General features: G+C 56.8%; 19 protein-coding genes. 3 read left to right on the top strand and 16 right to left on the bottom strand.

The annotated features are described in order from the left end of the window. Nucleotides 1-4 precede the first annotated feature (4 nt). A complete protein-coding gene (locus BA177_RS06800) occupies nt 5-1,186 on the top strand; it encodes a carboxylate--amine ligase (RefSeq protein WP_068614566.1) in 1,182 nt (393 codons plus the stop codon). On the opposite strand, the gene BA177_RS06795 is transcribed toward BA177_RS06800, so the two are convergent. From BA177_RS06795 to prsK, 13 genes are all read right to left on the bottom strand, one after another. Continuing rightward, entirely contained in the window at nt 1,183-1,728 is a 546-nt protein-coding gene (locus BA177_RS06795; protein WP_068614563.1) for an arsenate reductase/protein-tyrosine-phosphatase family protein, read from the bottom strand. The genes BA177_RS06800 and BA177_RS06795 overlap by 4 nt on opposite strands. A 19-nt stretch (nt 1,729-1,747) precedes the next feature. Further along, a complete protein-coding gene (gene nadE, locus BA177_RS06790; RefSeq protein ID WP_231892496.1) occupies nt 1,748-2,743 on the bottom strand; it encodes an NAD(+) synthase in 996 nt (331 codons plus the stop codon). Further along, on the bottom strand, nt 2,740-4,287 hold the full coding sequence (locus tag BA177_RS06785; RefSeq protein WP_068614560.1) for a class I adenylate-forming enzyme family protein: 1,548 nt from the start codon (nt 4,285-4,287) through the stop codon (nt 2,740-2,742). Before BA177_RS06785 ends, nadE begins: the two co-directional genes overlap by 4 nt. A 13-nt stretch (nt 4,288-4,300) precedes the next feature. Next, on the bottom strand, nt 4,301-4,549 hold the full coding sequence (locus tag BA177_RS06780) for an acyl carrier protein (protein ID WP_068614557.1): 249 nt from the start codon (nt 4,547-4,549) through the stop codon (nt 4,301-4,303). After that, entirely contained in the window at nt 4,521-6,533 is a 2,013-nt protein-coding gene (gene asnB, locus BA177_RS06775) for an asparagine synthase (glutamine-hydrolyzing) (protein ID WP_068614554.1), read from the bottom strand. The genes BA177_RS06780 and asnB overlap by 29 nt, the downstream gene beginning before the upstream one ends. Nucleotides 6,534-6,585: 52 nt before the next feature. Further along, complete coding sequence (locus tag BA177_RS06770) at nt 6,586-7,482, bottom strand: XrtA system polysaccharide deacetylase (RefSeq protein ID WP_068614552.1); 897 nt, start codon at nt 7,480-7,482, stop codon at nt 6,586-6,588. Between the two features lie 85 nt (nt 7,483-7,567). Further along, on the bottom strand, nt 7,568-8,875 hold the full coding sequence (locus tag BA177_RS06765) for a porin family protein (RefSeq protein ID WP_068614548.1): 1,308 nt from the start codon (nt 8,873-8,875) through the stop codon (nt 7,568-7,570). A 21-nt stretch (nt 8,876-8,896) separates the two neighbouring features. Then, a complete protein-coding gene (locus BA177_RS06760) occupies nt 8,897-9,862 on the bottom strand; it encodes an AAA family ATPase (protein WP_068614545.1) in 966 nt (321 codons plus the stop codon). An 8-nt stretch (nt 9,863-9,870) separates the two neighbouring features. Beyond that, nucleotides 9,871-11,487, bottom strand: coding sequence for an XrtA system polysaccharide chain length determinant (locus BA177_RS06755; RefSeq protein WP_068614543.1), 1,617 nt, complete (start codon nt 11,485-11,487; stop codon nt 9,871-9,873). A gap of 7 nt (nt 11,488-11,494) precedes the next feature. Beyond that, a complete protein-coding gene (locus BA177_RS06750; protein WP_082989930.1) occupies nt 11,495-12,127 on the bottom strand; it encodes an XrtA/PEP-CTERM system exopolysaccharide export protein in 633 nt (210 codons plus the stop codon). 33 nt (nt 12,128-12,160) lie between these two features. Next, nucleotides 12,161-13,714 (bottom strand): exosortase A, encoded by a 1,554-nt coding sequence (gene xrtA / locus BA177_RS06745; protein ID WP_197493370.1) that lies wholly within the window; start codon nt 13,712-13,714, stop codon nt 12,161-12,163. 25 nt (nt 13,715-13,739) lie between these two features. Continuing rightward, nucleotides 13,740-16,508 (bottom strand): XrtA/PEP-CTERM system TPR-repeat protein PrsT, encoded by a 2,769-nt coding sequence (gene prsT, locus BA177_RS06740; RefSeq protein WP_068614529.1) that lies wholly within the window; start codon nt 16,506-16,508, stop codon nt 13,740-13,742. Nucleotides 16,509-16,813: 305 nt separating this feature from the next. After that, nucleotides 16,814-18,850 carry an XrtA/PEP-CTERM system histidine kinase PrsK gene (gene prsK, locus BA177_RS06735; RefSeq protein ID WP_068614526.1) on the bottom strand — a complete coding sequence of 679 codons (2,037 nt, stop codon included), beginning with the start codon at nt 18,848-18,850 and terminating at the stop codon, nt 16,814-16,816. Between the two features lie 115 nt (nt 18,851-18,965). On the opposite strand from prsK, the gene BA177_RS06730 reads away from it, so the two are divergent. After that, the gene (locus BA177_RS06730; RefSeq protein ID WP_156762726.1) at nt 18,966-19,889 is read left to right on the top strand and encodes a VanZ family protein; all 924 of its coding nucleotides are present in this window, start codon (nt 18,966-18,968) and stop codon (nt 19,887-19,889) included. 9 nt (nt 19,890-19,898) lie between these two features. On the opposite strand, the gene BA177_RS06725 is transcribed toward BA177_RS06730, so the two are convergent. After that, complete coding sequence (locus BA177_RS06725; RefSeq protein WP_068619008.1) at nt 19,899-21,296, bottom strand: TIGR03013 family XrtA/PEP-CTERM system glycosyltransferase; 1,398 nt, start codon at nt 21,294-21,296, stop codon at nt 19,899-19,901. On the opposite strand from BA177_RS06725, the gene BA177_RS18565 reads away from it, so the two are divergent. Next, on the top strand, nt 21,268-21,678 hold the full coding sequence (locus tag BA177_RS18565) for a hypothetical protein (protein WP_156762725.1): 411 nt from the start codon (nt 21,268-21,270) through the stop codon (nt 21,676-21,678). The two genes, BA177_RS06725 and BA177_RS18565, sit on opposite strands and share 29 nt — an antisense overlap. A gap of 96 nt (nt 21,679-21,774) precedes the next feature. Here BA177_RS18565 and BA177_RS06715 read toward each other — a convergent pair whose 3' ends face one another. Continuing rightward, complete coding sequence (locus BA177_RS06715) at nt 21,775-22,371, bottom strand: PEP-CTERM sorting domain-containing protein (RefSeq protein WP_068614518.1); 597 nt, start codon at nt 22,369-22,371, stop codon at nt 21,775-21,777. Nucleotides 22,372-22,559: 188 nt separating this feature from the next. Further along, nucleotides 22,560-23,921 (bottom strand): phosphohexomutase domain-containing protein, encoded by a 1,362-nt coding sequence (locus BA177_RS06710; RefSeq protein WP_068614515.1) that lies wholly within the window; start codon nt 23,919-23,921, stop codon nt 22,560-22,562. Nucleotides 23,922-24,013 lie beyond the last annotated feature (92 nt).

Raw genomic sequence — 24,013 nt, 5'->3', positions numbered from 1 at the left:
CGCTATGAGAATACTTGTTACTGACGGGAATAGTCGCTCAACCCTCGCTATTACCCGCTCGCTCGGCCAGGCCGGGCACGAAGTAATCGTCACCAGCAAGGCACCGAAGTCAATTGCAGCGTGTTCGCGTTACTGCCACGAACATCACACCTACCCCGACCCGGCGCTGTCGCGCGCCGAGTTTGTCGATTCACTGGTATCGCTCGTCGAACAGTTGAAGATTGATGTGTTGCTGCCGGTCACTGATGTTTGTGTCCTGCCCGTCGCGGAACAACGCCAGCGTTTCGAGGCACTTTGCCACTTGCCATTGCCGGCCGCCGACTCGCTGGACCGGGCTGCCGACAAACAAGCGATAACCACGCTGGCCGCCGAGCTTGGCGTTGCAACACCGGTATCGCTCACCGTTGCGGAACCCGGCCAGCTCGATATCGACAGCTTGCAAATCCCTTACCCGGTTGTGCTGAAACCCGCCCGCTCACGGGTCAGAACCGCCGAAGGCTGGCTCTACACCGGCGTTGACTATGCGGACTCAGCCAGGTCATTGAAACGGAAGTTGGATGGCATACCTGCCGCAGCCTATCCGGTTCTACTGCAGGAACGGGTCAGCGGCCCCGGCATCGGCTTGTTCTACTGTTTCGACAATGGTCGGCCAGTTGCCAGTTTTGCACATCGGCGGCTGCGCGAGAAACCACCGTCCGGCGGTGTCAGCGTACTTCGTGAAAGCGTCCCATTGAATCCGCAGGCACATGAATACAGTTTGAAGTTGCTTGGTGCATTGAACTGGCATGGCGTTGCGATGGTCGAGTTCAAACTGGACGAACGTGACAATACGCCCAAACTGATGGAGATCAATGGGCGCTTTTGGGGGTCGCTGCAGCTGGCAATCGACGCGGGGGTGGACTTCCCGGCCATACTGGTGCGCATCGCCAGTGGCGAAACGGTCGCTCCAATCGAGCAATACCGCTACGGCGTACGTTCAAGATGGCTGTGGGGCGACGTGGATTTGCTGTTGATGTTTTTGCTGAAGTCCCGCGAGGAACTGCAGCTGCCCGCGGGACACCCGAACCGCCTGATCTCGATATTGACAGTTCTCTGTCCCTGGGTACCCGGTCAAAAACTCGAGATCTTGAGACTTGGTGACATCAAGCCCTGGCTGCACGAATCACTTAACTGGTTTCGTCGCTAACGCCCCAGCAAGGCTGCGGCCAGCGTTTCGGCCGATCGGTCCAGTTGTTCAACAATTTGCCGGATGCGCGCGGGAGAGCGCCCGTAAGGATCATCGATGTCCGCTTGCTCGTCCTCGTTAAACGCTCCGGCCCAGATCACCTTGTTGTCAGTGGCAGCGTAGGCTCGCAAAGCATCGCGATTAAAACCGTCCATGATCACGATGAGATCTGCCCAGTCAGCAAGCGACTGATCAATACGAGCTGAGCGATGCTGGGTAAGATCGACGCCGAATTCCGCGGCCATCGCAATGTGGTTGCTACTGCAAGGCCGGCCGACCCGGTCGTGAAAACCAGCCGAGCGCACCTTCCATTCCGATTCAAGCAGCCGTGACCGCAGCTTTTCACCAATGTACGGACTGCGGTAAATATTGCCGTAACACATCACCAGCACATTACGGCCTGACGCCGCCGCGAGATTGCGCCGACTTTCCTCCACCGCCTGCCGTCGGTAGCGCCGATGGCGCCACCGACGTTGCAGTGAGCGTGCGATACGAACTATCACTTGCCGAAAGCCTGCCCTGCTATTTGACGATCTCCGGAACATTCTCGACGAGAACCCCTGCCGCGTGCAGGTAGCTCGTCGTTGAGCGCTTGTTCTCAATGTCTTTGTAAACATGAGCGGCATGTTGCTCATCGATACCCAGCGCCTGTCCGAGTTCTGCGGCACTGTATCCATTGTTCAACGCGTACAATGCCAGGTCCATCTGCTGATACGGCAAGGCAAAATAGAATTCATCCTGGCCCTGATCCAGACTGTAAGTATCGGTTGTCGGGGTCGCAGAACAAATTTCCTCGGGTAATCCCATGTGCCTTGCCAACGCATAGACTTGCGTTTTGTAGAGATGCGCAATGGGTTTCACATCCGCCGAGCCGTCGCCATTCTTGACGAAAAAGCCCTGATCGTACTCAAGGCGATTCGGCGTCCCAACGACGGCATAATTCAGGCGATCAGCATGGAAGTACTCAACGGTCTTGCGAATACGTTGTTTGTAATTGGTCGCTGCGACAATTTTGAGGTATTCGGTGAGCGGCAAACGCTTCTCGTGCATTTGCCCATCCGGTGAACGCACTACCAGCATGAAGTGATTGACCCGGCCTTCCAGGCCACCCGATATGACAATTTTGTTGGCCCAGCCATCACCGTAATCGGGAAAGACGCTTCTGATGGCTTCGTCGCGTTGCTGGTAGCAACCGATTGCGGCCAATGTCGGCGCAATATTGAACAACTCGTAGTCAATGCCGAGGTGTTTCGCGAGGATATCGCCGCGTGATGTACTGGAATCGGCCGAATCCTGCTCAGGCAACAGCAGGCCATAAACCTTCTTCTTGCCGAGTGCACGCACGCACAGTGCGGCCGAGACTGAACTGTCGATGCCGCCAGACATCGCGATGATGAGACCGCGCTTGCGCAGTGTCTTCGCGAGAATTTCGCGAAGTCTTGCCGTGATCTTCTCGATCTCGGCGTCCATGTCCATGCTCAGGGACTCGGTCGTTAACGTAGGTTTCTTGTCATTCACTGCTTGTTCTCCTCAAATTCCCTGGCAAGAGCGAGCCGCTTTATTTTTCCTGAACTCGTGCGCGGCAGCGCATCAACAAATCTTAGATGTTTCGGTACTTTGTACGGCGACAACGCTGCTCTGCAGCGGCGCTGTACCAATTTTGCAGGCAAGTCCACGCCTGGTTTACAAACGATGGCAACCGCAATCGCCTGGCCCAGCGTTACATCCGGAACCGGATACGCGGCAACGGCCTCTACTTCCTCAAATCCGGCAATGACTTCCTCGATCTCCTGTGGGCTGACGCGGTTCGCACCTGTTTTGATCATCTCCGAAGAGCGACCCGTCAGATAGAGAAAACCATCCTCATCCATGTAACCGAGATCGCCGGTCCGCAACCAGCCGTCCCGAAGAACTGCCGCCGTTCCGATCGGGTCTTTCCAATACCCCAACATGATGTTGTCGCCGCTCACATAAACGTCGAGCGGTGCGTCTGCCGAGCCACGATTGGAGTCGTCGGGACCGAGCCGCAGCTTGACGCCAGCAATCGGAGTACCCACCGAACCAATTTTTGACTCCAGAAATCCGGGCGGCAAACAGGTCAGCCTGGCCGTTGCCTCGGTCTGACCGTACATCACAAATATATCGACCCCTGGCAATACCTCCTGCAAGTAGCGAGTCTGCTCGACGGACATCGGACCGCCTGCTTGTGCCACGTACCGCAACGAGGAGAAGTCGTATTCCGCGAGGCTACCTGCACCGAACAACAAACTGAATGTTGTTGGAACGCCGTAGAAACCGCTTGCACGATGCTCTTGTAATGCCGCGAGCACGACCCGTGGAAACGCGACATTATCCTGCAACACAAGACAGGCACCTGCTGTCATGTGGGTGTGCAGAACGGAATTTCCGAACGAATAGTGAAACGGCAGAATGTTAAAGCCACGATCGATCCAGCTAAGGTCGAGATAATCCAGAATGGAGGCCGTGTTCGCAAACAGGTTGCGTTGACTCAACATCACCCCTTTCGGGTTTCCGGTGGTGCCGGAGGTGTACATGATCGATGCGAGATCACCGCTGCGTGTATCAACAAAGTATTGCTGACAATCCGTCGTCGCTGCCCGCCGGATATCCGCCCAGGTGCTGCGATCATTGGCCTCAACGTCGCCGCGCTGTATGACCACGACTTCAACCCCTCGCTCCTGCAATATGGCCTGCAATGCTTTGAGGTCACGGTAAGTTCGTTGCACAAACAGGACACGGGCTTCGCAATGCTCAAGAAGGTGGGCAATGACGGTGGCTGGTTCCTGAAAATTGAGCGGAACGGTCACTCGACCCGACACCTGTGTGCCATAGAACACGCCTACGTATTCCGCACTGTTTTGCAACAACAGGCCAACTCTGTCGCCACGTTCAAGATTCAGCGCCGCCAGATAATTCGCAACTGCGCCTGCCAATCCGGCCAGCGCCTCGTAACTCCAGGTTCCGCGCGGAGCTATGACAGCGTCAGACGAGAGCTGGCGTTCGACAGACCGAAGAAACGATTGTGCGATGCTTTGCGGCATGCGGATTCCGTCGTTACTGCTTACGCGCTACGAATGCGGCAATTCTGTTTACTGAGTCGAGATTTTCCGGAACCATCTCTTCATCTTCGACTTTTACGCCCAGCTCTTCTTCGATGAACATGATGATCTCAAGCATGCCAGTGGAATCGACGATACCGCGTTCCAGCAACGAATCGTCCTCGCCAATGGCCGATTGATCGTCGGTGAACAAGTAGTTCTCGAGAATGAAGTCCTTAACTTTCTTTTGCAGCTCTGAAGCCATGCTGATTGCCTTCCTGTGGGTTCAAATTTAGTGCATCGCACTTAGGGGTATTTTCCGAAAATTGTGATCCGGCACCGTCGACGAACAGGTGATGCCAGACCTGCGTTGACAAGATGCCTACAAAAGCCATGTTGTCGCGCTCACCAAGACCGCTCGACCGGCGCGCTTTGTTAAGCAGTCGATCGACCTTGCGTGAATCAAAATAGCCTGCCCGGCTGACGGCATCGCTGTGCAGAAAATCGAGCATGCCGGAACTGGCGGCTTCCGCGACAAAGGCCTCAACATTGGGAGCCCGGTAAGGCTGCTTGCTGCGCCGTACAATCGACTCAGGCAAATCGTCGCGCATGGCTTGCTTTAACAGGTATTTTTCCCGCATCGCGCGCATCTTGAGCTTCGGCGGCAGCTTTTCCGCAAACTCAATCACCCGGTGATCGAGGAACGGGAAACGGCCCTCAACGGAGTTCGACATCAGCATCCGGTCACCTTGAGATGACAGAATGTAGCCCGGAAGTATGGTGCTGGCCTCGACAAACTCCCAGCGGTTGAACCGCTGCCATTCGCGCCACGGTGCCGGGGTCGCTGCAAAAGTCTCACGTACATCCTCAACAACGCTGTCCCGGAAGTCGTTCGAGTAGAACATCTTGATCTGCGATGTCATGTTCCAGCGCGGTATGTGCGAAAACGCCAGCGTATCAATCTGGTCAAAGCTGCCACCAAAGAACGCTTTCAGATACGACTCGTTCTGCGTATTGCCGAAATCAAGGTACGGGTACAAGCGCTTCAACAGGGCTGGTCGCCAGGATGAGTCGGGATTTCGGGCCCAGAACTCCCGAACCTTGGCTTCCTTGAAAATATCGTAACCACCGAGTACCTCGTCAGCACCTTCGCCGGTCAGTACCACTTTGAAATCATTCTCGCGAACCAGGCCGGACAACATGCCCATTGGCACGGGCGCGGTTCTCAAAACGGGTACTTCCGCATGCCACAAGGACTGAACGAAGCGTTCCGCTATATCCCCCTGCCGACAGGTCACACTGCTGTGATCGGTCTGCAGGAAAGCGGACATCTCATTCTGATGCGCACTCTCGTCGAGTTGCTTGCTCTCGAAGCCGATCGAAAAGGTGCGCAGGTCCGTCACGTTCTGCTGTTTGATCATGGCAACCAGTGACGAGGAATCCAGCCCACCCGACAGGTATGCACCAACCGGCACATCGGCGCGCAGCCGGATACGGGTTGCATCGTCGAGCAAGGAGCGTAACTCCGCCGTCAGATCGGCCTCGCTGGCCTTATGGAACTCACCGTCCGCTGGGTAACTCCAGTTCCAGTACTGACGCTGATGTACCTCGCCATTTTGCAGCACCAGCATTTCGCCGGGCCGCAACTGATGGACACCTTCGAACAGCGTTCGTGGCGCGACCGGGCACCAGAACGTAAATACCTCATCGAGTGCTGCCGGACTGAGCCGCGCATCCAACAGGCCGCTCTTCAGCATGCCTTTGACTTCGGAACAGAAAAGCAGCTGCCCGTCTTTGACGGTATAGAACAGCGGCAAAATGCCGACTCTGTCGCGCACCAGAATCAAGCGTCGCTTGGATTCGTCCCACAGGGAGATCGCGAACTGACCGTTCAGATGATCGACAAAATTGTCACCGTACTCCTCATACAGGTGAACGATGACCTCGGTATCGGTTTCCGTGTAGAAACGATGGCCACGGTGCAACAGATCCGCCCGCAGTTCTTTGTAATTGAATATTTCGCCGTTGTAGCTGACCCAGACGGTCTGGTCTTCGTTGTGGATCGGCTGCTTGCCGCCGTCAACGTCGATGATGCTGAGGCGGGCATGGCCAAGACCGATACCTGGCGACAAGTAATAGCCGCGACCGTCCGGCCCGCGGTGGCGAATCGCGGATACCATACGTTCCAGCGGTGCACGCTCGGGAACCGCGCGCCCACTCAGAGGCGCTATGCCAGCAATACCACACATAGGAATTCAGCTTTCCGCGATCACAAAGTAGTTATTATCACCGAATAACGAATCAGGCAGCGTGATCGCTATCACATTGAATTTGCTCTGATTGCAATCCGCTGGCCTGCACCAGTTCGGTCATGGAGCCGAACGAAAAATCATCGAGCATACGGCGCAGCCTCGGTTCAGTCTTCTCGAGGTTGTTGTAATGCCTGAACTTCGAGAACCCTTTGACGTCCAGCCTGGGCTGTTCGGGGTCCACTTCCCACGGATGGATATAAAACACCCAGGGCCGGCCAGCCGCGTTGACCCGCCGTGCCGCAGCACGGGTGAAGGCATAGGGGTAGAGACGGAAATAGCCGCCTCCCGAGACCGGAATGCGGACGCCGCCAAAGGGCAATACCGTCATCGGCACTTCAACGATACTGCCACCGTTCGGCAACTCGCGCCGGTGCGGCTCCAGGACCGCATCCGCAATGCCGTAGCGGTCATGGTGTACCGGGAATATGCTCGAGTCGTATTCAAAACCCGCCTCTTGCAACACCTCCAGGGCCCACAAGGTGTCTTTGCGAATCGAGAAGCTGGCTGCGCGGTAGCCAACAACCGCAGCGCCGGTCGCGTCCTCCAGCAGACCTTTGGCCTTGACGGTTTCTTCGCGAAACTCCGCTTGCGACTGATTGTAGATCAACGCGTGTGAGTATCCGTGGCAAGCCACTTCATGGCCGGCATCGCGAATTTGCCGAATTAAGGGTGCGAAACGCTCGACGACCCAGCCCAGCACGAAAAAGGTGCCCTTGACACCGGCATCGTCGAGCACACCCAGAATACGTTCCGTATTTTCGCACACCCGGAATTCCAGATTGTCGCGGCCGATACGGCGCACGCCGTCGGCGAGCGCCGAAGCATGGAAGTAATCCTCAACATCTACGCTGAACGCATTCAACGGCTGGGCGGTTGTTCTGGTCATCGGTTTTCCGGGGTACTGCTTTTGTTGCGGCCAGACAGCACACAGCCGCTGGGTGATACGACAAACAATATGTCGTCAAGCCAAACTAGCGTCCTAGTCGCGGACGATAGCGGAACAGAAGTTGCACGCGATTCTCGGTAACGTCACTGCCCGGATCGCTGCTGTCGCGCGTACTGCGTTCGAAGCGTAAATCGATGTCCAGCGTTTCCAGCTCCCGCCAGCCGAAGCTGATGCCGTAAGACTGATCTTCGTCATCACGATCCAGATTGCTGTAATCGCGGCGGGAAATGCGTCCGAAGACACTGCCATCCCAGCGGCTCCCGAGTCGGCGCGTCACGTTGAAGTTCGCGCCGGTTGAGGTGCGATCAAACTGACCGCCATCTTCGTACTGGTCATCGCTCCAGTCGATCGCCACATAGACATCGGTTCGTGGACGGTCGTACACGAAACTTGCGGTGGTGAAATTTTCGCGGAACGGCGCACTGATATTGGTCTGATTCTGCACTTGCCCAAGTTGCGGGCTGTTTGCCTGGTTGCCACGGAAATTCTGAGCCGCATCCGATACCCGTGTACCCGCCTCGAGTGAAAACGTGCTGATCTCGGAAACACGGCGGCGCCATTCGACAACGGCCAACGGCTCTTTGGTTTCAACACCATCCCTGTCCGCGCGCGACCAGCCCAGATCAACAGCCAGTTCATTGCGCGCGCCTTCCGTTTCAAAACGGGCGAATGCGTCATACCGTTCGATAGGCGGATTCAGGATTTCCTGATCAAACTCGGTTCGCTCGCCGCGCACATTAAACGACACTGAGCGGTTCTGGCTGATCTGCCGGACCAGGCCTACCTGTGCACCGTAGCGGCCATTGTCAAACGGCTGCTCTTCGTAGTTTACATCGGAGTACGTAGCCGACACCGTCGCGGCGAACCGCGCGCTCAAGGGAATTTGCAGTATGGGTCCGGTTGTAAAATAACTTACGTTCTGGCGATTCCCCGGCGTTACCGGAGAAAACGGATCGATCGACTGCTGGCCGACATTGCCTTGAAACAACCATTGAAGATTGCGGTCGATCAGTTGAAAAATGGCCCCGGCGTCGAGCGCAGGCAACACTTCACTGCCAAACGAATTGCCGTCATAGCCAAGGTAGTTGAGAGAGCCGCGTATATCGACCTGCGCGCGCGCACTTTCATCGGTATAGGTAATATTCAGCCCGGCGTTGTAGACAATTTCGTCCATCTGCGGATCAATGCCATTATCCGGCAGACGCCCGATGTTGTCTGAATGCCCGATGCCGGCTTCCAGCTCAAGGCCGAAATCCGCGGCCACGGCGGCGCCGAAACTGGTACTGATCAACAGCAGTCCAATTCGCGCAATCACTGTCATTTTCTTGTTCATGGTGAAATCCGGTTCGGAGTACTAGCGGTTGTTGGCCTGGCTAGCCGATGATGAACTTGATGATGGCATGCCATCATCCGTGTAGGTCGAGCTGTCGCTGCCATAGTAACCGCCATAGTAGCCACGATTCTTGCCAAACCGAACCTGATTCAAGATCAGGTTGGTCGGTTTGCTGGTATCCAGCGTGGCCAGCGCATCCATGACGGCTTCGCGCGGCGTAACCCCTGCCCGAACAACGACAACCATCTGACCGGCAATAGCCGTAAGCGCACGGGATTCAGTGGTCTGCAACAATGGCGAGGAATCAATAAGGACTATCTGCCGCGGGTTTCGCCGTGACAGGTAATCAATCAACTTCTGCATTCGTTTGCTGGACAGCAATTCTGTTGCGTTGTGGCGGAATTTGCCGGCCGGCAAGAAGGTCAATCCGTCGGCGCTGGTTGCCAACTCCAGTTCCTCGAGTTTGACCGAGGTGTCGTCCAGATAGTCCAGCAAGCCGGGTTCATCCTGAGCATCCAACAATGTCGAAATATGCGGTTTCGGTATGTCCGCATCAATCAGTATTACGGCAGTGTCCTTCTCCTGTGCCAGACTGAGCGCAAGGTTAAGGCAGGTGAAGGTCTTGCCGTCGCCGGACAACGCGCTGCTAACCAGCACCACGTGACCCTGCTTGATATCTTTGGCATTGGCGCCAAAGGCGTTCTTGATGATCGGCCGCTTGATGACCCGGTATTCCTCGTCGAACTTGCGTGTGTCTTCGGCTGGCGGAATCAGACCGGCGTCGCGCATCGCAGCGCGGTCAATCTGGACTATCCTCGCAGGCAGGGAAGCCGACGCCGATTGCGCGGCTTCATCCACCAGCAACACCGGTGTATCAACACTGGTCGCTTCGATGCGGCCGATCTTGTGCGGGCGTTCTGTCGCTTCCGGTGGCCGACCACCACGTTCGTCCTGGATCTTGCGTAATGCATCTACAATCTTACTCATTGTGCGCCTCAGCCAACCAGTTGACGAATAAACAGGCCGCCCGGCTCTTGCGCCAGTAAAGCCAAAACGAAAGTCACTACCAACATACCCCCTGCCACCGCAAACGAGGACAACTCTACCTTGCGGTGTGCGTGATGCCGATCGAGCCAGGTCATACTGACCGCCCCCAGTACTGGCAAACCGGTGATGTCACGCAGGTTGGATACATCGTGGAACACCGGGTTGAGCATGTGCAACAACCACGCGATGCCACCACCCGCACCCAGTGCAAAAACCAGGACCGCGAACAGGAACAGACTGCGTATTGGCGATACCGGCTCATTGCCCACGTACGGCGGGTCTATAAGCCGGAAGTTCACGACCGCCGCCTCCTGCTTGCGGGACGCGATCACTTCCTGCTCCAGCAATGTGCGCAATTCATCGTAGGTACTTTTGACCTGGTCATAGTCACGCGTTAATTCAGTCAGCTGCGCTTCAATGGCCGGAATGATGTCCACTTTGTTACGCAAATCGGCTATTCGTGCACGGTCTCGCGACAATTGGCTGCGCAGACCCGCCACTTCCACGTTAATTTCGTTCAATGCAATTTGCAGTTGCTGGTGCACAGGGTTGTTCGCCAGCGCACTGGAAGTCGCACCGCCGTTCTGTTGAATTTCCTCAATCCGGGCTGCACGTCTGTCACGCAACTGATCGATTTGTTCCTGAACGGAAATGACGTCCGGGTGCCGGTCCGTGAATCTCAGCAGCAGCTCACTGAGCTGCGCCTCCAGTTCGGCAATCCGCGTATCAAACTCAGTACGCGGCCCGCTGCCAGCCACTCGTGCGGCGGCGGCTGAACTGCTGGTCGCGGTCGCTGGTTCATCGACAAACGGGTTTTCTCCGCGTAATTGCGCTTCCAGCGTCGCCTTGCGGCTCAATGCATTTTCCAGCTGGACCTCCAGACCGCTCAGGTTTGTAAGCTCGTCTTGCAGGCGATTGAAGTAGCCACCGCTGTCGCTAGGCAGCAAACCTACGTTCTGCTGTTTGAAGTCTGCAAGCGCCCTTTCACGGGCCTTAAGCTGTTCGGAGTACTTGGTTATTTCCTCACGCAGGAACTCAATCGTTTCTTTGGAACTGTCCTGACGACCACGCACCACGTCGACCATGAATTCGTTGAGTAGTGCCTCGACGACGGCCAGACTCATCGCACGATCTTTGTCGCGGAAAGCAATCGTGTAAATGCCGTCTGTCGGTCGCGGCGCACGCTCCATCCCCGGTGAACCGGTAATAACAATCTTTTGTTGCAGCGAACTAATGAGCTCGTTCTTGCCCATGGGGGTACTCGCGCGCAAGTCCAGGTCCGTTTCCCGCGCCACTTTTTCCAGTACGGGCCTGCCGAGCATCGCCTGTTTTACCAGATTGACCTGGTCGCCTACCTGGTCCGGCGTCGTCACCTCACCGATGACCCGATCCAGACGTGAGCGCGTCTCGACGAAGAACTTCGCATTCGCTTCATAGACATCCTGTAGCGAATAGACAAAGAGCCAGCCGATTACGCAAATGCCCCAGGCGACGCCCATGGCCCACCAGCGGTAACGCCATGCGCCGACTATTTCCCGGCGGAGGAATATGATCAGATCGTTCATAGTTACTCTAGAATCTCGATTCCGGCACGATCAGTACATCGCCCGGGTACATGTTGATATTCTGACTCATATCACCGTCTTTCAGCAGGTTATCAAGTCGAACCCTGCACTCGGTGGACCTGTCGTCAATTTGCCGGACAATGTGCGAGCGGTTGCCCGCCGCAAACTCGTCCAGACCGCCAACGGCCACGACGACGTCCAGAACCTTAATGCCGTCACGATAGGCAATGGACTGCGGCGTTACGACGCTGCCAATGACCTGAATTTGATTGGACGATCCTTCCGCCGCAACCAGAATATTCACCTTCGGTATGCGCAGGTATTCCGACAGGACCTCTTCCATGTCGCGTGCGAGTTCAGTTGGCGTCTTACCAACGGCAACCATGTCCTCAACCAGCGAGATTGAGATCTTGCCATCCGGCCGCACCGGCACGGTGCCGGACAATTCCTGGTTCCGCCAAACGAAGATTTCCAGCGTATCGCCCGCGCCGATAACGTAATCCTGTAACCGAGCGTCAGGCTGCGGACAAACCGGCGGTACGCCGCCGCCACTGCTCGCACAACCGCTGATCATGAACACCGCCAGTAACAGCGTCGCCAATGGCATTCGCACTGTGATGTTCCGCATAGCTTTTCGCATCTCTAATCTCCGCCCGAGCTCGTTCCGAGCACGTTATTCGTTGTTACTGCCGACCACCAGCTGGTGGCCTGTAGCGTAAGAATTCAACCATTCCTGCACTACGTCCTGCGCATCGGAGCAATCGTCCAGGCAATCTGTCGACACAATCTCGATGCCTGCTTCCGGCCGTCCCGCAAATACGGCCAGGCCGTAGTACAATTTCGCTTGCAGGTCACTGGTAAAAAAACGACCACCTACGTTATAGCGAAAATACATCACGCGCTGTGCGCCATTCCGCGCTACGAGACGTAACTTCCGAAACGGCCTGCTGCCATCCTCGCCGAACCCCAGTTCCAGAACCCCAGACTCGACAGAACGCCAGCTCCCCTCCTGACCTTCCATACGGTTCTCGTAGCCAATCAATTCCCTACCCTGACTCTGTGCCAAATAGACATTGGCATAGACACTGACCAGCTGTTCACCCCGAATATAGCTGGCCAGCACTTCCCCGCTGTTACCGGTGTACAGCGGCTGCCAGTCCGCCGCGGCATCGTCTCTAACCCAGCCGTTCCGGTCGCCGGGCAACCGTAACTCTGCCGCCACATCGTCAAGGGATGGCATTTTCGCATAGATGACCGCCGAAGACGCCAACAGAAGTCCGACCACACAAGCGAACATACCCAAAGCCGCTGCACTGGTACGTCTTGGCGGCGCGGTCGTGAACTCCGTGTCAGAATCGTCAGGCGTCTGCCAGTCCATCCGGCGGGATACCCACAGCAGCGGCAGCATGGCAATGCCGTACAATATCCAGCCGAAAGTGTAGTGATCTTCTGTTACCAAATAGTGCTGCATGTCGGTGACATGACCCGCCACGATCACCAGAAACACCCTGACCCAGTTTGTCAGCAAGGCAATAAAGACGACGAGACCAACCAGCAGAATCGACGTACGAACGCGCTTTACGTAGAGCCACGCGTACAGCGTCGCAATGGCAAAGCTGATGATCAGGTAGTGCAGCCCGCTGCAGCCACTGGCAATCTCAAACGTTCCTGCTGGCAAGCTGACAAAATTGCCACTGATGAAGGCAGGAATCCCGACGACGGCGAGCGCAAACTCGACCGCGTGCACAGTAAGAAACTGCAGAACGAAATTGCCGCTTTCCCAGATCGGTACAGCCAGGTATAGATAGCCGATCGGCATGACCAGTATGCCGGCCAATCGCCAGCCCAGCACCGACAAACAGGCAAGCCACAAGATGGCGGGAAGGAGAATCTGATGTATCGCCTGGATGCTGCCGAGATTGGCAATACTCCACACCGACAAGAGTACTGCGAGCGCCGCCAGACCGAGCAAACTGGGTGACGCCTGTGCCCCGGCAAACTGCGGGCGCAGGCGATACACCATGTAAGCAATGATGGCGACGATAAGGTAGCCGTGCGAATAGCGGGACGATTCGAGCCAGAAGCCATGCAGTGACAACCAGGTCGGCCACAGGGCCAACACACTGACCGCGAAGACTGCCAGCAACACCGCCCACGGCGTTGGCCACGAGGCGCTCCCGTACGCCGTGTCGGTGCGCTGCTCGCTTGCCGCCATCGCCGAACTCACTGCTCGTTCTCCGAACTGCGGGCCATTACAGGCGTGCGGCCAGTTGTTCGGCCGCGGACCGGCTGGAAAACTCGGCTGTCGAAGCAAGCAAACGCTCGAGAATCTGTCTGGCCTCGTCCGTTTCGCCAGCATCGACCAAAACGCTCGCGAGGTGGTAGGCGATCTCCGCATTGCCCGGCATCTTGCGTGCGGCATCCCGCAACAATTCAACGGCACGCGCAGTCTCACCTTCGCGGGCGAGTATCCAGCCCAACGTGTCAGCAATCTGCGGATTATCAGGCGCCATTGCATGCGCCTTTTCGGCCAACTCAACCGCACGCGGGTCGCCCTCTTCCGAGTACTGCCAGGCCAGATTGTTAAGACCAATGGCGTTCAATTCCCCGCGTTCCATCAGGTTTTCGTATTGCGCCCGTGCAGCAGCCCCTTCACCGGCGGCGGTCAGGGTCTGGGCATACGCCAGGCGTATCTCGGCATCGTCCGGGTGCTCGTTCAGCCAGCGCGCCAGCGGCTCGGCCGTCTTTTCGCTGCCCGCAACGCGGTAGGCATTGGACAGTCGCAGTGCCAACGACCGCGACCAGCCGGCCGCGGCAGCACGCTCAAAATGCCCGATGGCTTTATCGGTATTGCCAGCCGCCAGTTCCAGGTCACCGCGCAAGCCCTCAACGCCCCGCTGATTCGGGTTCGCCTCAGCAAAGGCATTGACGCTGGCTCGCGCCCGCTCCGGAACGCCGGCACGAATGGCGGCGTTCACGACCAGCGACAGCCCCCGCAGATCGGCAGGCCGCATAGCGATGAACGCCCGGCCGGTATCGAATGCCGAGGTAAACTGCTCACCCGCCAGTTGGGCGAGCGCCAGATCAAATCGAAATGCCGCGTTACGGGGGTCAGCTGACACCGCCTGATTCAGCTGCAGCAAAGCCTGTTCCGGCTCATTGCGGGCAAGGTGCACCAGCCCCCGGACATGGCTGAACTCGGGCGCATCGGCAAATTCCTGGTTCGCACCATCGACCACGGCAAGGGCCGCGTCCGGTCGCCCCAGCGCCAGCTCCGTACGGGCCAGAATGGTAAGCGGTGCCACCGAATGTGGTGCAGCCTCTATCGCGCGACGCAGGTAGGCGGGCATTTCGGCCAACTGGTCCTGAGCTTCAAGCACTGCCGCCAGCGACATTAGCGCCGGCACGTGGGCCGGGTATGCAGTGAGCAAATCGACCAGGTATTTTTGCGCGCCGGGCAAGTCACCTGCCGCCTGATTCAGTCGGCTGAGGCTGAACAATGCCGCAATATTTGTTGGCTCGATTTGTAGCGCATCTTCGAAATGCTGGCGTGCACCGTCCTGATCTTGCAATGAATAACGCAATGCACCGACCGCAACACGCACATCGGCGGAATCCGGGTTCTCGCGCAACAGGCGTTCGCCTTCACTGACGGCTTCATTCACCCTGCCATCCCGCAGTAATGCGGTGATCAGCAGCGTTTGCCGGCGTAGTTCGCTGTCGGCCGATTCCGGCATGGATTGCAGCAACTCAACAGCGCTTTCGTTCCTGCCGGCCGTGATATACGTTGTTGCCAGCGCCAGCCCGACAAGTGAGTTTTGCGGGTCCATTTCAACGCTACGTTCGAAATATCGAATAGCCTCGTCGGCATCGCCCGCCGCCATTTGTGCACGGCCGAGCATCGCCAGTGACAAAGAATCACTGCCCTCAGTGGATTCAAGCAGCTGCAATGCCGCATCCGGTTCATTGAGGCGCAACTGGGTCTCCGCCAGCAAGCGGCGCATGTTGGCATTGCCTGCATCGCCGCGTACGGCTTGCATCAGGTGAAACTCGGCTTGCCGAAGATTACCGCGCGAAAAACTGATGATGCCCAGCATTGCATGTGCGCGTGGATCCTCAGGGAATTTGCCGGAATACTGCTGCAGAATTTCGCGCGCTTTATCGTAGTCGTTGCGGGCGAATGCCAGACGCCCGCTTTGGTATTCAAGCTGCGGGAGCTGCGGGAATTCGCTGCGCGTTTTTTCCAGCAGTTCGCTGGCGTCATCGTAACGAGACGCATCAATGAGCGCCGAAATCAGATTGCCGCGGGCGGCAATTTTGTCCGGCGGGGTCGAATCTTTGTCCTCGGCCGACAGGGCGTTTTCGTAGGAGACGATTGCCGCGTCCAGCTGATTCTGCGCGCGTTCAAAGTTGCCTCGTGCCAGCCAGACCAGCGCCGTGTCAGCATTGAGATCCGTGGCGCGGCGGAACGACTCGGCGGCCATGTCCAACTCGCCACGTACTGCCGCAACCATGCCTGTGCCGACAAGCCCGCGAGGCGACGACTGATTGACAGCCAAAGCTTGCAGGTAGCGCTCCTCTGCGGAGTCCACATTGCCCAACGAAAAATACAAATCGCCCAGAAATGCCTGCATGTCTTCATCGGCCGTGTCCTCGGGCAAGTTAGGTACGACCGTTTCAAATGCTTCGGTCGCCTTGCCTTGAGCCAGCATTGCGCGCCCGTAGCCGACCCAGACATTCACACCGCTGGCGCCCGCTCCCAGTGCCCGTGCATAGTGCGTTTCGGCCGTCGGAGCGTCACCCAGTTGCCACGAACTGCGCGCCATCAGCAATCTGGCTTCTGCATTTTCAGGTTCGGCTTGCAGCACATTGCGCAACTCGATGGTTGCTGCGCGGTAATTGGCAGTATCGAAATACTGCTGGGCCTGCTGCATGCGCTCTTCCGGCGAGGGCTGACAGGCAGCCAGCAAGGCAAAAGTCAGCAGGAAAAGTACAGTCTTGCGGGCGGTACGAATTGTCATGTATGGAGGCTGCCGGTTTGTGAAAAACTGCCGCACGCAATCATTGCCCTGCCATCGCTCGCGGCAGTCCATGCGTGTACAAATTGTTGCTGTCTGCGCTACCGCGACGGGTGCCGCAAAGTATAGACTTTTTCCATAGAAACAGCGACATAGCCTTAGCCAATAGTGTGAGGCACGTCACAGTCGAGATAGCCTGCGCGTCACAAATCTGCACTTTGGTGACACCCATTCGAGGCACCGCATCAGACTCCGCGATGCCCGGCTGAAACGTGTCGCAAGAACTAATCGTGTGCGGACAATTCGACCTAGTTTGAACGTACCAGCGAGAAAACGAAGCTGGAACCCTCATTCGGGGCTGACCTGACGGCCACGTCGCCCCCCAGGGCACGAATGGTTTCGCGAATCTGGTACGCCCCGATGCCCATGCCGCGCGTGCCTTTGGTGCTGTCGAACGGCTTGAAGAGGCGCTCGCGAATGAACTGTTCATCCATTCCGCAGCCAGTGTCAGTGATGGTGATGACGGCCTTTCCGTCGGTGGATTCCAGCGTAGCCGTAATTTCGCCATCGTCCGGCGTCGCGTCCTGAGCGTTCCTTATGGCATGTGTCAGAGCCATGAACACCCTATCTCTGTCACCGGAAATCCACACCGGACGATCGCCGACCCGGGCAACCGGAACGGGCTGGCGGTCCTCACAGTGCGAGGTAACCTGCATGATCAATTTGCCGAGTTCGATTTTCTCTTTTGGGTTATCCGCCGAACGCTGATTAAGATGATCGATAACCTTGCGCATGCGAGTTACGCCGCTGGCAATCGTTTCGAAGGCATCGTTAACAAAGTCCGGGTTGTCCCGATACCGTTTCGCATTCTCAACAATCAGCGACTGCTGCGCGATCAGGTTATTCAGGTCGTGCATCAGAAACGCCGTAAGGCGATTGTAGGCCGCAAACTGCACTGCCTGCACGAGCAAGCTGTCCGACTTTTCCTGCGCCAGGTGTACGCCGATATGACTACCCACGGTCTTTAACAAGTCGCGATCTTCGTAGTTCAATGTCGGCACAACTTGCGGCTCGCACAACATGATCATGCCCAGCAATTGCTGACGCGACACAAGCGGCACAATCAGCCACGCACGGCTGTGCGGCGCCAACCACTCTGGCAATTCGAGTCCGGAATACATTTCGGGAATGCGGCGAAACTCACCGAAGTCGATCAACCAACCGTCCTTCTTTATAAACTGGATCAACGGGTCATCAACAGCGATATCCGATACCGGCCCATCGTAGTCAAGACTGGCCGCTCGCCGATAAACCCGCTCATCATCGTCCAGCATCCACAACACCCCGGCAGGGCTGTCGACGATTTGAGCCATAGCTTTGACGACGATCTGCCGCGTTGAACTGTCTTCGAAATTTGCGAGGGTCGATACGAGACGCATCCACTCTTCACGGTAATCGTACTTGTTCCGATAGAAATGCTTGTTGAGTATGACTTTCAGGCGGGCACGCATCGTGCTCGAGAACAGCAGGACGAACAGGACGAGCGCGGCACCAGCAAAGAACATGATACGGGCCACACTGCCCCAGGTCCCGCCAAACTCCAGCAGCAGATAGCCACCGAAACTCATCAACAGCAGGTACAGACCAACGGTCGTGAGCGTCGTCGTATAAAACACAACTTGTCGCGAAACGAAAATCTGCAGACCCCACTCGCGACTGCGCCTTACTGCCATGGCTATCAATGGGACAAAAAGCAGGTTTACCGCACCCCGGGCGATCCAGGTCGCCGTGTCGTTTACCGCAAACAACACGCCTTGCGAATACAGAAACATGTCATAGGCGAATATGCCGCCTACGCCGAGCACCAGCATCTTGAGGTAGTTGCGCGATGCCGGTGTCGCATTGCGAAAAAGCTGCTCGAGCAATATCAGACCAACAAGGCTGATGGCGAGCCCACCATAATTGAGTACGAAGCTGATATTGCCGGCGCGACTCAGGGCAATGGATTCAATCCAGACATACAAACCCGCGCAAAGAACGGCGAGCCAGACGAAGTGCGCCGTTCGTCGGGTACCAGGACTGATACCGGCCTGCCCTGCCAGGTAAGCAAGAAATGCCAGCCATGCCGCACCACGTGCAACCTCAGCCAGGAACAACAACATGGGCGCTACGGAGTCACTCGCAAACTGCAACGCGAGTGAGCTGGCCCACAGTGTACTCACCAAACTGGCTATCGCCAGATAGGCTCCGGCACGGTGCCCACGCCAGTTGGTAAACAACAGGATGGCCAGCACGAGGTACATTGCGCCAACCAAACCGTAACTTATCGCACCGAATGCAATCATTGAACTGTAGCCTTGATACGCTCTCGTTTAGAATTGTAACGCTTGCCGTCTTTTCAGGAACAACTCAGTTCACACCAATGGACCCGGACCGAACACCCGCCACGTGAAGCAATCTGTGCCTAAATCAAGACTCGCGTTGATATTGATCGCCGCTGCCTTGCTGCTGACGATACAACTCTATGCGCCACCGACCAACGGATTGTGGATGCAAGTCGCATTCGACACCGGCCACGTGCTGGCATTTGGCGTAATAGCACTCTGCATATTCGCCAGTTTGTCGAAGCAACTCAGTCCGCTTTCCCGTGCCGGCAAAGCGCTGCTGATATGCATGGTGTTGGGTGCGCTTAGCGAAGCGGCACAGATTCCGATCGCTCGCGATGCATCATGGCATGACTTAATGTCGGATTGGTTTGGTGCTGCCGCATTTATCGGCATTGCGGTTGTCGTAAGCGCATCGCCTGCCTTCACGCGCACGCAGATAACCGCGATACTGGTGCTGGCATTGGGCGTGCTGAGCTGGGCATTGTGGCCTCTCGCCAGAACCTCGCTGGCGTATCTGGAACGATACCGACAGTTGCCGCAATTGGTACACTTCGACTCAACACTCTCGGACGTATTCATACGCCGCCAGTTTGCTTCGATCAGCCGGGTGCCATTACAAGAAGGAACCGCCATACAAGTTCAGCTGCTGGACGGCGCATGGCCCGGCATAACCTTTCACAACCTGTGGCCTGACTGGCGGGACTATTCAACACTGGTGCTACAAGTCGCTGTCGACGGTACCACCCCGTTCGACCTGAATGTCCGCGTTCACGATCAATCTCATCAAGCGGGCGAACAAAATTACAGTGACCGTTTCAACAGGCAGTTCCGCCTCACACCCGGCACACACGTCCTGCGCATTAACCTGGACGACGTCAAGACCGCACCGCGTGACCGGGAAATGGCGCTTGCCCAGGTGGAAGGAATCATTCTGTTTGGTCGCCAGCAAGACGCCGGCCGGGTTTTTCGTGTGCAGGACCTGCGCCTGGAACCGTAGCCCGCGTTCCTAGCGTGCGCCTTTGCCCCAGAGTACAACTTCGACGGTCTGCAGAATGATGACCAGATCGAGCAGAAAGCTCTGATCCTTGATGTAGTAAAGATCGTACTGCAACTTCTCGACCGTCTCTTCTTCCGTTGAACCGTACGAGTAACGCAATTGCGCCCAGCCGGTTAACCCGGGTTTGACCGCATGGCGCTCGGAATAGTACGGGATTTTCTCTTGCAGCTGCGTTACGAATTCCGGCCGTTCCGGACGAGGGCCGACCAGGCTCATTTCGCCACGCAGGACGTTGATGATCTGTGGCAACTCGTCCAGCCGGTACTTGCGTAAGACGTTCCCGACTTTCGTGATACGGGTGTCTTCTTCCGTTGCCCAGACGGCTTTGCCGTCGGTTTCCGCATCCTCGCGCATGCTGCGAAACTTCAAGACGTTAAACGGGACCGCACCTTCGCCGAGCCGGCATTGCCGATACAGTATCGGTGCCGACAGCCCATCCTCAAGCTTGATGGCGATTGCCACCAACAGCATTATCGGCCAGCTAACCAGGAACAGCGCGATGCTGACAACGAGGTCCAGCATTCGTTTATTGAACAGGCGCAACGGTGACACCCGAAATCCTGAGGAAAAAATCAGCCAGCCGGGGTTAACTAGGTCAACCCGGATCTTCCCGGTTTCTCGCTCAAGAAACTCAAGTAAATCAATAACTTCAAAGCCTTTCAGGCGACAATCCAGCAGTTCGCGAATCGGCAGATTGCCGCGCCGATCATCCATGGCGACGACAATCTCGTCTGCATCCAGTTCTTCGGCAATCTGGCAGATTGTCTTTCCATTGGTCGACAACGCCGCACCGCTTTCGGACGGCTTGTCGCCCGACGCACGAATCTGACCGACGATACGAAAGCCACGACGATCGGCACGCCGACGCATATCACCGATACTGGCCGCGCGCACACCCGCGCCGTACACGAGCACTTTGCGGCGAAAGATGTTCTCATCGACGTTGCGACGAAAATACCAACGCACGATACCGAGCCCGACGAGGGCGCACACTGTCGACCAGAGCACCACCAGCCGGGACAGCGTGATCATTGGCACGACGTAAAAAATCGCCCACATGACCAATTCACCGGCGCCAACACCTGCGATTACCCGCAACAGCGTTTCGCGAAAACTCATGCGCTGATTGAACTGATACAAGCCCATGGAAATCAGGCTGATCAGAATCACGAGTGACATGATGATTGCTTTGGGCAATATCGAGCCGCCGACGGTGGCGGCAAGCGCCAGGTCGCCGTAGACGATGTAGGAGCCGGCATACACTGACGCGCACAACAGCAAGAACTCCACGCAGGCAAGCAGGAGCAAAGGTGCACGTATGACACTGTTTAATATGCGAATTTGCATTTTATTATTGGTTAGAATTGCGCCCAAGCCGACGCATATTGCCGAAAATTCCGGGCGACTTGCAGTCACCCCGAAATCCACCCCGTGTCACCAGCCTGAAGCGGCAACGGGGCGTATTGTAATGGTTGTGAAATTACAACGTTGTGATATTCCTCTCACTGACCAAGATAGTTTGCGCCGCTTTGGTGCAACGGGACGGGCTACAGCTATCGCCGGAACGCTGCTTGTCAGCTCGGCAACAGCGGCGCCAGGCAGACAACCCGGTATCGATTCAGTGCGAGCACCCGGGCTTGGCATGCCTGCACTGCTGATCGCCGGCGCGCAACCACGCGCTTTTTGCATTGGCCATTCCGGCAATCAAGCAACGGGGGCGCGTGCATGACGATTGTCGAGGGAATGCCCAGATTACACGCACAAAAAAGGGGCCGGAAGGCCCCTTTTCTGGTTCTGTCTGTCCGGCGCTGTCGCGCGGTCTGGCTCAGACGGTCTGTTTACGTCGACGTGCCACGCCCACACCCAGCAGACCCAGCCCCAGCAATGCCAGTGTGCTTGGTTCCGGTACAGAGGCTGCGTAATGACCTACGGTAGCCGAAATGGTGGTGCGGCCTCCCAAGCCACCGGTATATACGTCCTCAAACGTAATGACCAGCACGGAACCGTCTTCCAGCGCCAGGTGTTCCGGCTGATCCCAGGTCAGCGAACCACCGCTAACAAGGCCGAAAAACGTGAAGTAGCTGCCGCTGCCATTTGCAGAAGCACTGAACTCCGGCGAATTGAATGCCAGTGTTGCACTGACCGTCGCGTCAGACACAAGGCCGAGACCGCCGACAATGATGTCGAAGAAATCGAAGGTCCATTCATCGCCGATGTCTAACGAGTTAGACATCCCGGTCAGATCGCCGGAAACAACGGTGCTGGCCGTACAACGAAAAACGCAATCGCTCGAATTGATGGTGACTTCGGCAGACGAGCCTTCCGTGACGGGATCGACCAGAATCGGGTCAGCGTTGGCGGCGCTTGCAAGCACCAGCGTTGCGGCAATTGAACCAAGGATGGTACGAATCGGGGATTTCATGTCTCTATCTCGCTCCGTTGCTAAAGCGTGTGTATTTAGCTGTATAGAAAGCAAAGATAATGCCAGATTCCTTTTTTTATTTTATATTCAATTACTTAACAAGAATTCTTGACTGGCATTCTGGCCAGACCGCAGCCCGTTTGTAAAACCGGCCGACATGTTTGCGCTTGCCCCTGCGGCCGGGCGAATCAGCCAAACCGTTCGATCTTCTCCAGGATTTCCGCAGTCTTTTTCTGCATGAGCTCAATGTCGCCGCGGCTCTCAACATTGAGCCGAATTACCGGTTCGGTATTGGACATACGGATGTTGAACCGCCAGTCTGCAAACTCAAAACTGTAACCGTCAAGATCATCGACATCCTGGGCCTCGGAACCGTAGGCCGCGAGCAGCATGGCCAATACCGCCGGGGCGTCCGCAACCTTTCGATTGATCTCACCACTCGCCGGGTAGCGTGCAATACGCTCGCCGACGAGTGCCGACAACGGTTTGCCGCTCTGCGAGACGAGCTCAGCGACCAGCAGCCATGGGATCATGCCGCTGTCAGCGTAGGAAAACTCGCGAAAGTAGTGATGAGCACTCATTTCGCCACCGTATACGCCGTCCACTGCGCGCATGGTTTCCTTGATGAACGAGTGCCCGGACTTGCTTTGCACCGCCGTACCACCGGCCTGCTCAACCATGTCGAGCGTATTCCAGGTCAGGCGGGGATCGTGGACAACCTTGCCGCCTGGGTGTTTGGCCAGAATACTCTCGGCGAGCAAGCCGACAATGTAGTAGCCCTCTATGAATCCGCCCTGCTCGTCGAACAGGAAACAGCGATCAAAGTCACCATCCCAGGCGATGCCTATGTCGGCGCCGTGCGCGTGGATGGCCTGGATCGTCGACTCGCGGTTTTCCGGCAACAGAGGGTTGGGCACGCCGTTCGGAAACGTGCCGTCCGGTTCGTGGTGAATTTTGATCAACTCAAATGGCAGGAGCGGCTCGAGGCCATCGACCGCAATACCGGCGCAGCCGTTACCGGCATTGACCACCAGTTTCAGCGGCTTGAGCGCCTCGACATCAACATAGCTCAGCATGTGACGAATGTATTCGTCGAACACGTCGACAGTCCGCCGTTCCCCTTTGGAGGCGGCCAAAGCGCGTTCGTCCTGTTCGGCCAGGCGGCGGATATCTGCAAGGCCGGTATCGGCGCTGATAGGTCGGGCCTGTTCCCGCACCAGCTTCATGCCATTGTAGTCAGCCGGATTGTGGCTGGCAGTGACCATGATGCCGCCATCCGCGCCCAGCTGACCGGTCGCGAAATAAACCATTTCAGTGCCGCAGAGACCTATATCCAGCACCGTCATGCCCGCGTCCATCAGGCCGCGAGCCACAGCATCGGCAATTTCCTCGCTGGACAGGCGCATATCGCGGCCGAGAACCACATTGCCACTGCCGCCTAGAAATGCGCCGGTAGCGTTACCGATACGATAGGCAATGTCGGTATTCAACTGGCCAGGAATCTGACCGCGGATGTCATAGGCTTTGAAGCATTCAATCGAGATGGGCATTGGTGGTCCGCAAGGTGAGTGTTCTGAACGCCGATTATGGGACATATCGGCCGCAGGATCGACTGCGCCAATTCCTGCATCACAGCCCTGGC

The organism is Woeseia oceani (assembly GCF_001677435.1).
Lineage (GTDB): Bacteria > Pseudomonadota > Gammaproteobacteria > Steroidobacterales > Woeseiaceae > Woeseia > Woeseia oceani.
This window is presented reverse-complemented; position numbering and strand designations above follow the sequence as displayed.

What these genes read in the sequence shown, in the direction of transcription:
- BA177_RS06770 (WP_068614552.1), bottom strand. Translation starts at nt 7,482, where the DNA reads ATGACCAGAACAACCGCCCAGCCGTTGAATGCGTTCAGCGTAGATGTT.
- BA177_RS06765 (WP_068614548.1), bottom strand. Translation starts at nt 8,875, where the DNA reads ATGAACAAGAAAATGACAGTGATTGCGCGAATTGGACTGCTGTTGATC.
- BA177_RS06715 (WP_068614518.1), bottom strand. Translation starts at nt 22,371, where the DNA reads ATGAAATCCCCGATTCGTACCATCCTTGGTTCAATTGCCGCAACGCTG.
- BA177_RS06800 (WP_068614566.1), top strand. Translation starts at nt 5, where the DNA reads ATGAGAATACTTGTTACTGACGGGAATAGTCGCTCAACCCTCGCTATT.
- asnB (WP_068614554.1), bottom strand. Translation starts at nt 6,533, where the DNA reads ATGTGTGGTATTGCTGGCATAGCGCCTCTGAGTGGGCGCGCGGTTCCC.
- BA177_RS06725 (WP_068619008.1), bottom strand. Translation starts at nt 21,296, where the DNA reads ATGCAAATTCGCATATTAAACAGTGTCATACGTGCACCTTTGCTCCTG.
- BA177_RS06750 (WP_082989930.1), bottom strand. Translation starts at nt 12,127, where the DNA reads ATGCGAAAAGCTATGCGGAACATCACAGTGCGAATGCCATTGGCGACG.
- BA177_RS06780 (WP_068614557.1), bottom strand. Translation starts at nt 4,549, where the DNA reads ATGGCTTCAGAGCTGCAAAAGAAAGTTAAGGACTTCATTCTCGAGAAC.
- prsK (WP_068614526.1), bottom strand. Translation starts at nt 18,850, where the DNA reads ATGATTGCATTCGGTGCGATAAGTTACGGTTTGGTTGGCGCAATGTAC.
- BA177_RS18565 (WP_156762725.1), top strand. Translation starts at nt 21,268, where the DNA reads ATGACACTGTTTAATATGCGAATTTGCATTTTATTATTGGTTAGAATT.
- BA177_RS06760 (WP_068614545.1), bottom strand. Translation starts at nt 9,862, where the DNA reads ATGAGTAAGATTGTAGATGCATTACGCAAGATCCAGGACGAACGTGGT.
- prsT (WP_068614529.1), bottom strand. Translation starts at nt 16,508, where the DNA reads ATGACAATTCGTACCGCCCGCAAGACTGTACTTTTCCTGCTGACTTTT.
- BA177_RS06785 (WP_068614560.1), bottom strand. Translation starts at nt 4,287, where the DNA reads ATGCCGCAAAGCATCGCACAATCGTTTCTTCGGTCTGTCGAACGCCAG.
- BA177_RS06710 (WP_068614515.1), bottom strand. Translation starts at nt 23,921, where the DNA reads ATGCCCATCTCGATTGAATGCTTCAAAGCCTATGACATCCGCGGTCAG.
- BA177_RS06755 (WP_068614543.1), bottom strand. Translation starts at nt 11,487, where the DNA reads ATGAACGATCTGATCATATTCCTCCGCCGGGAAATAGTCGGCGCATGG.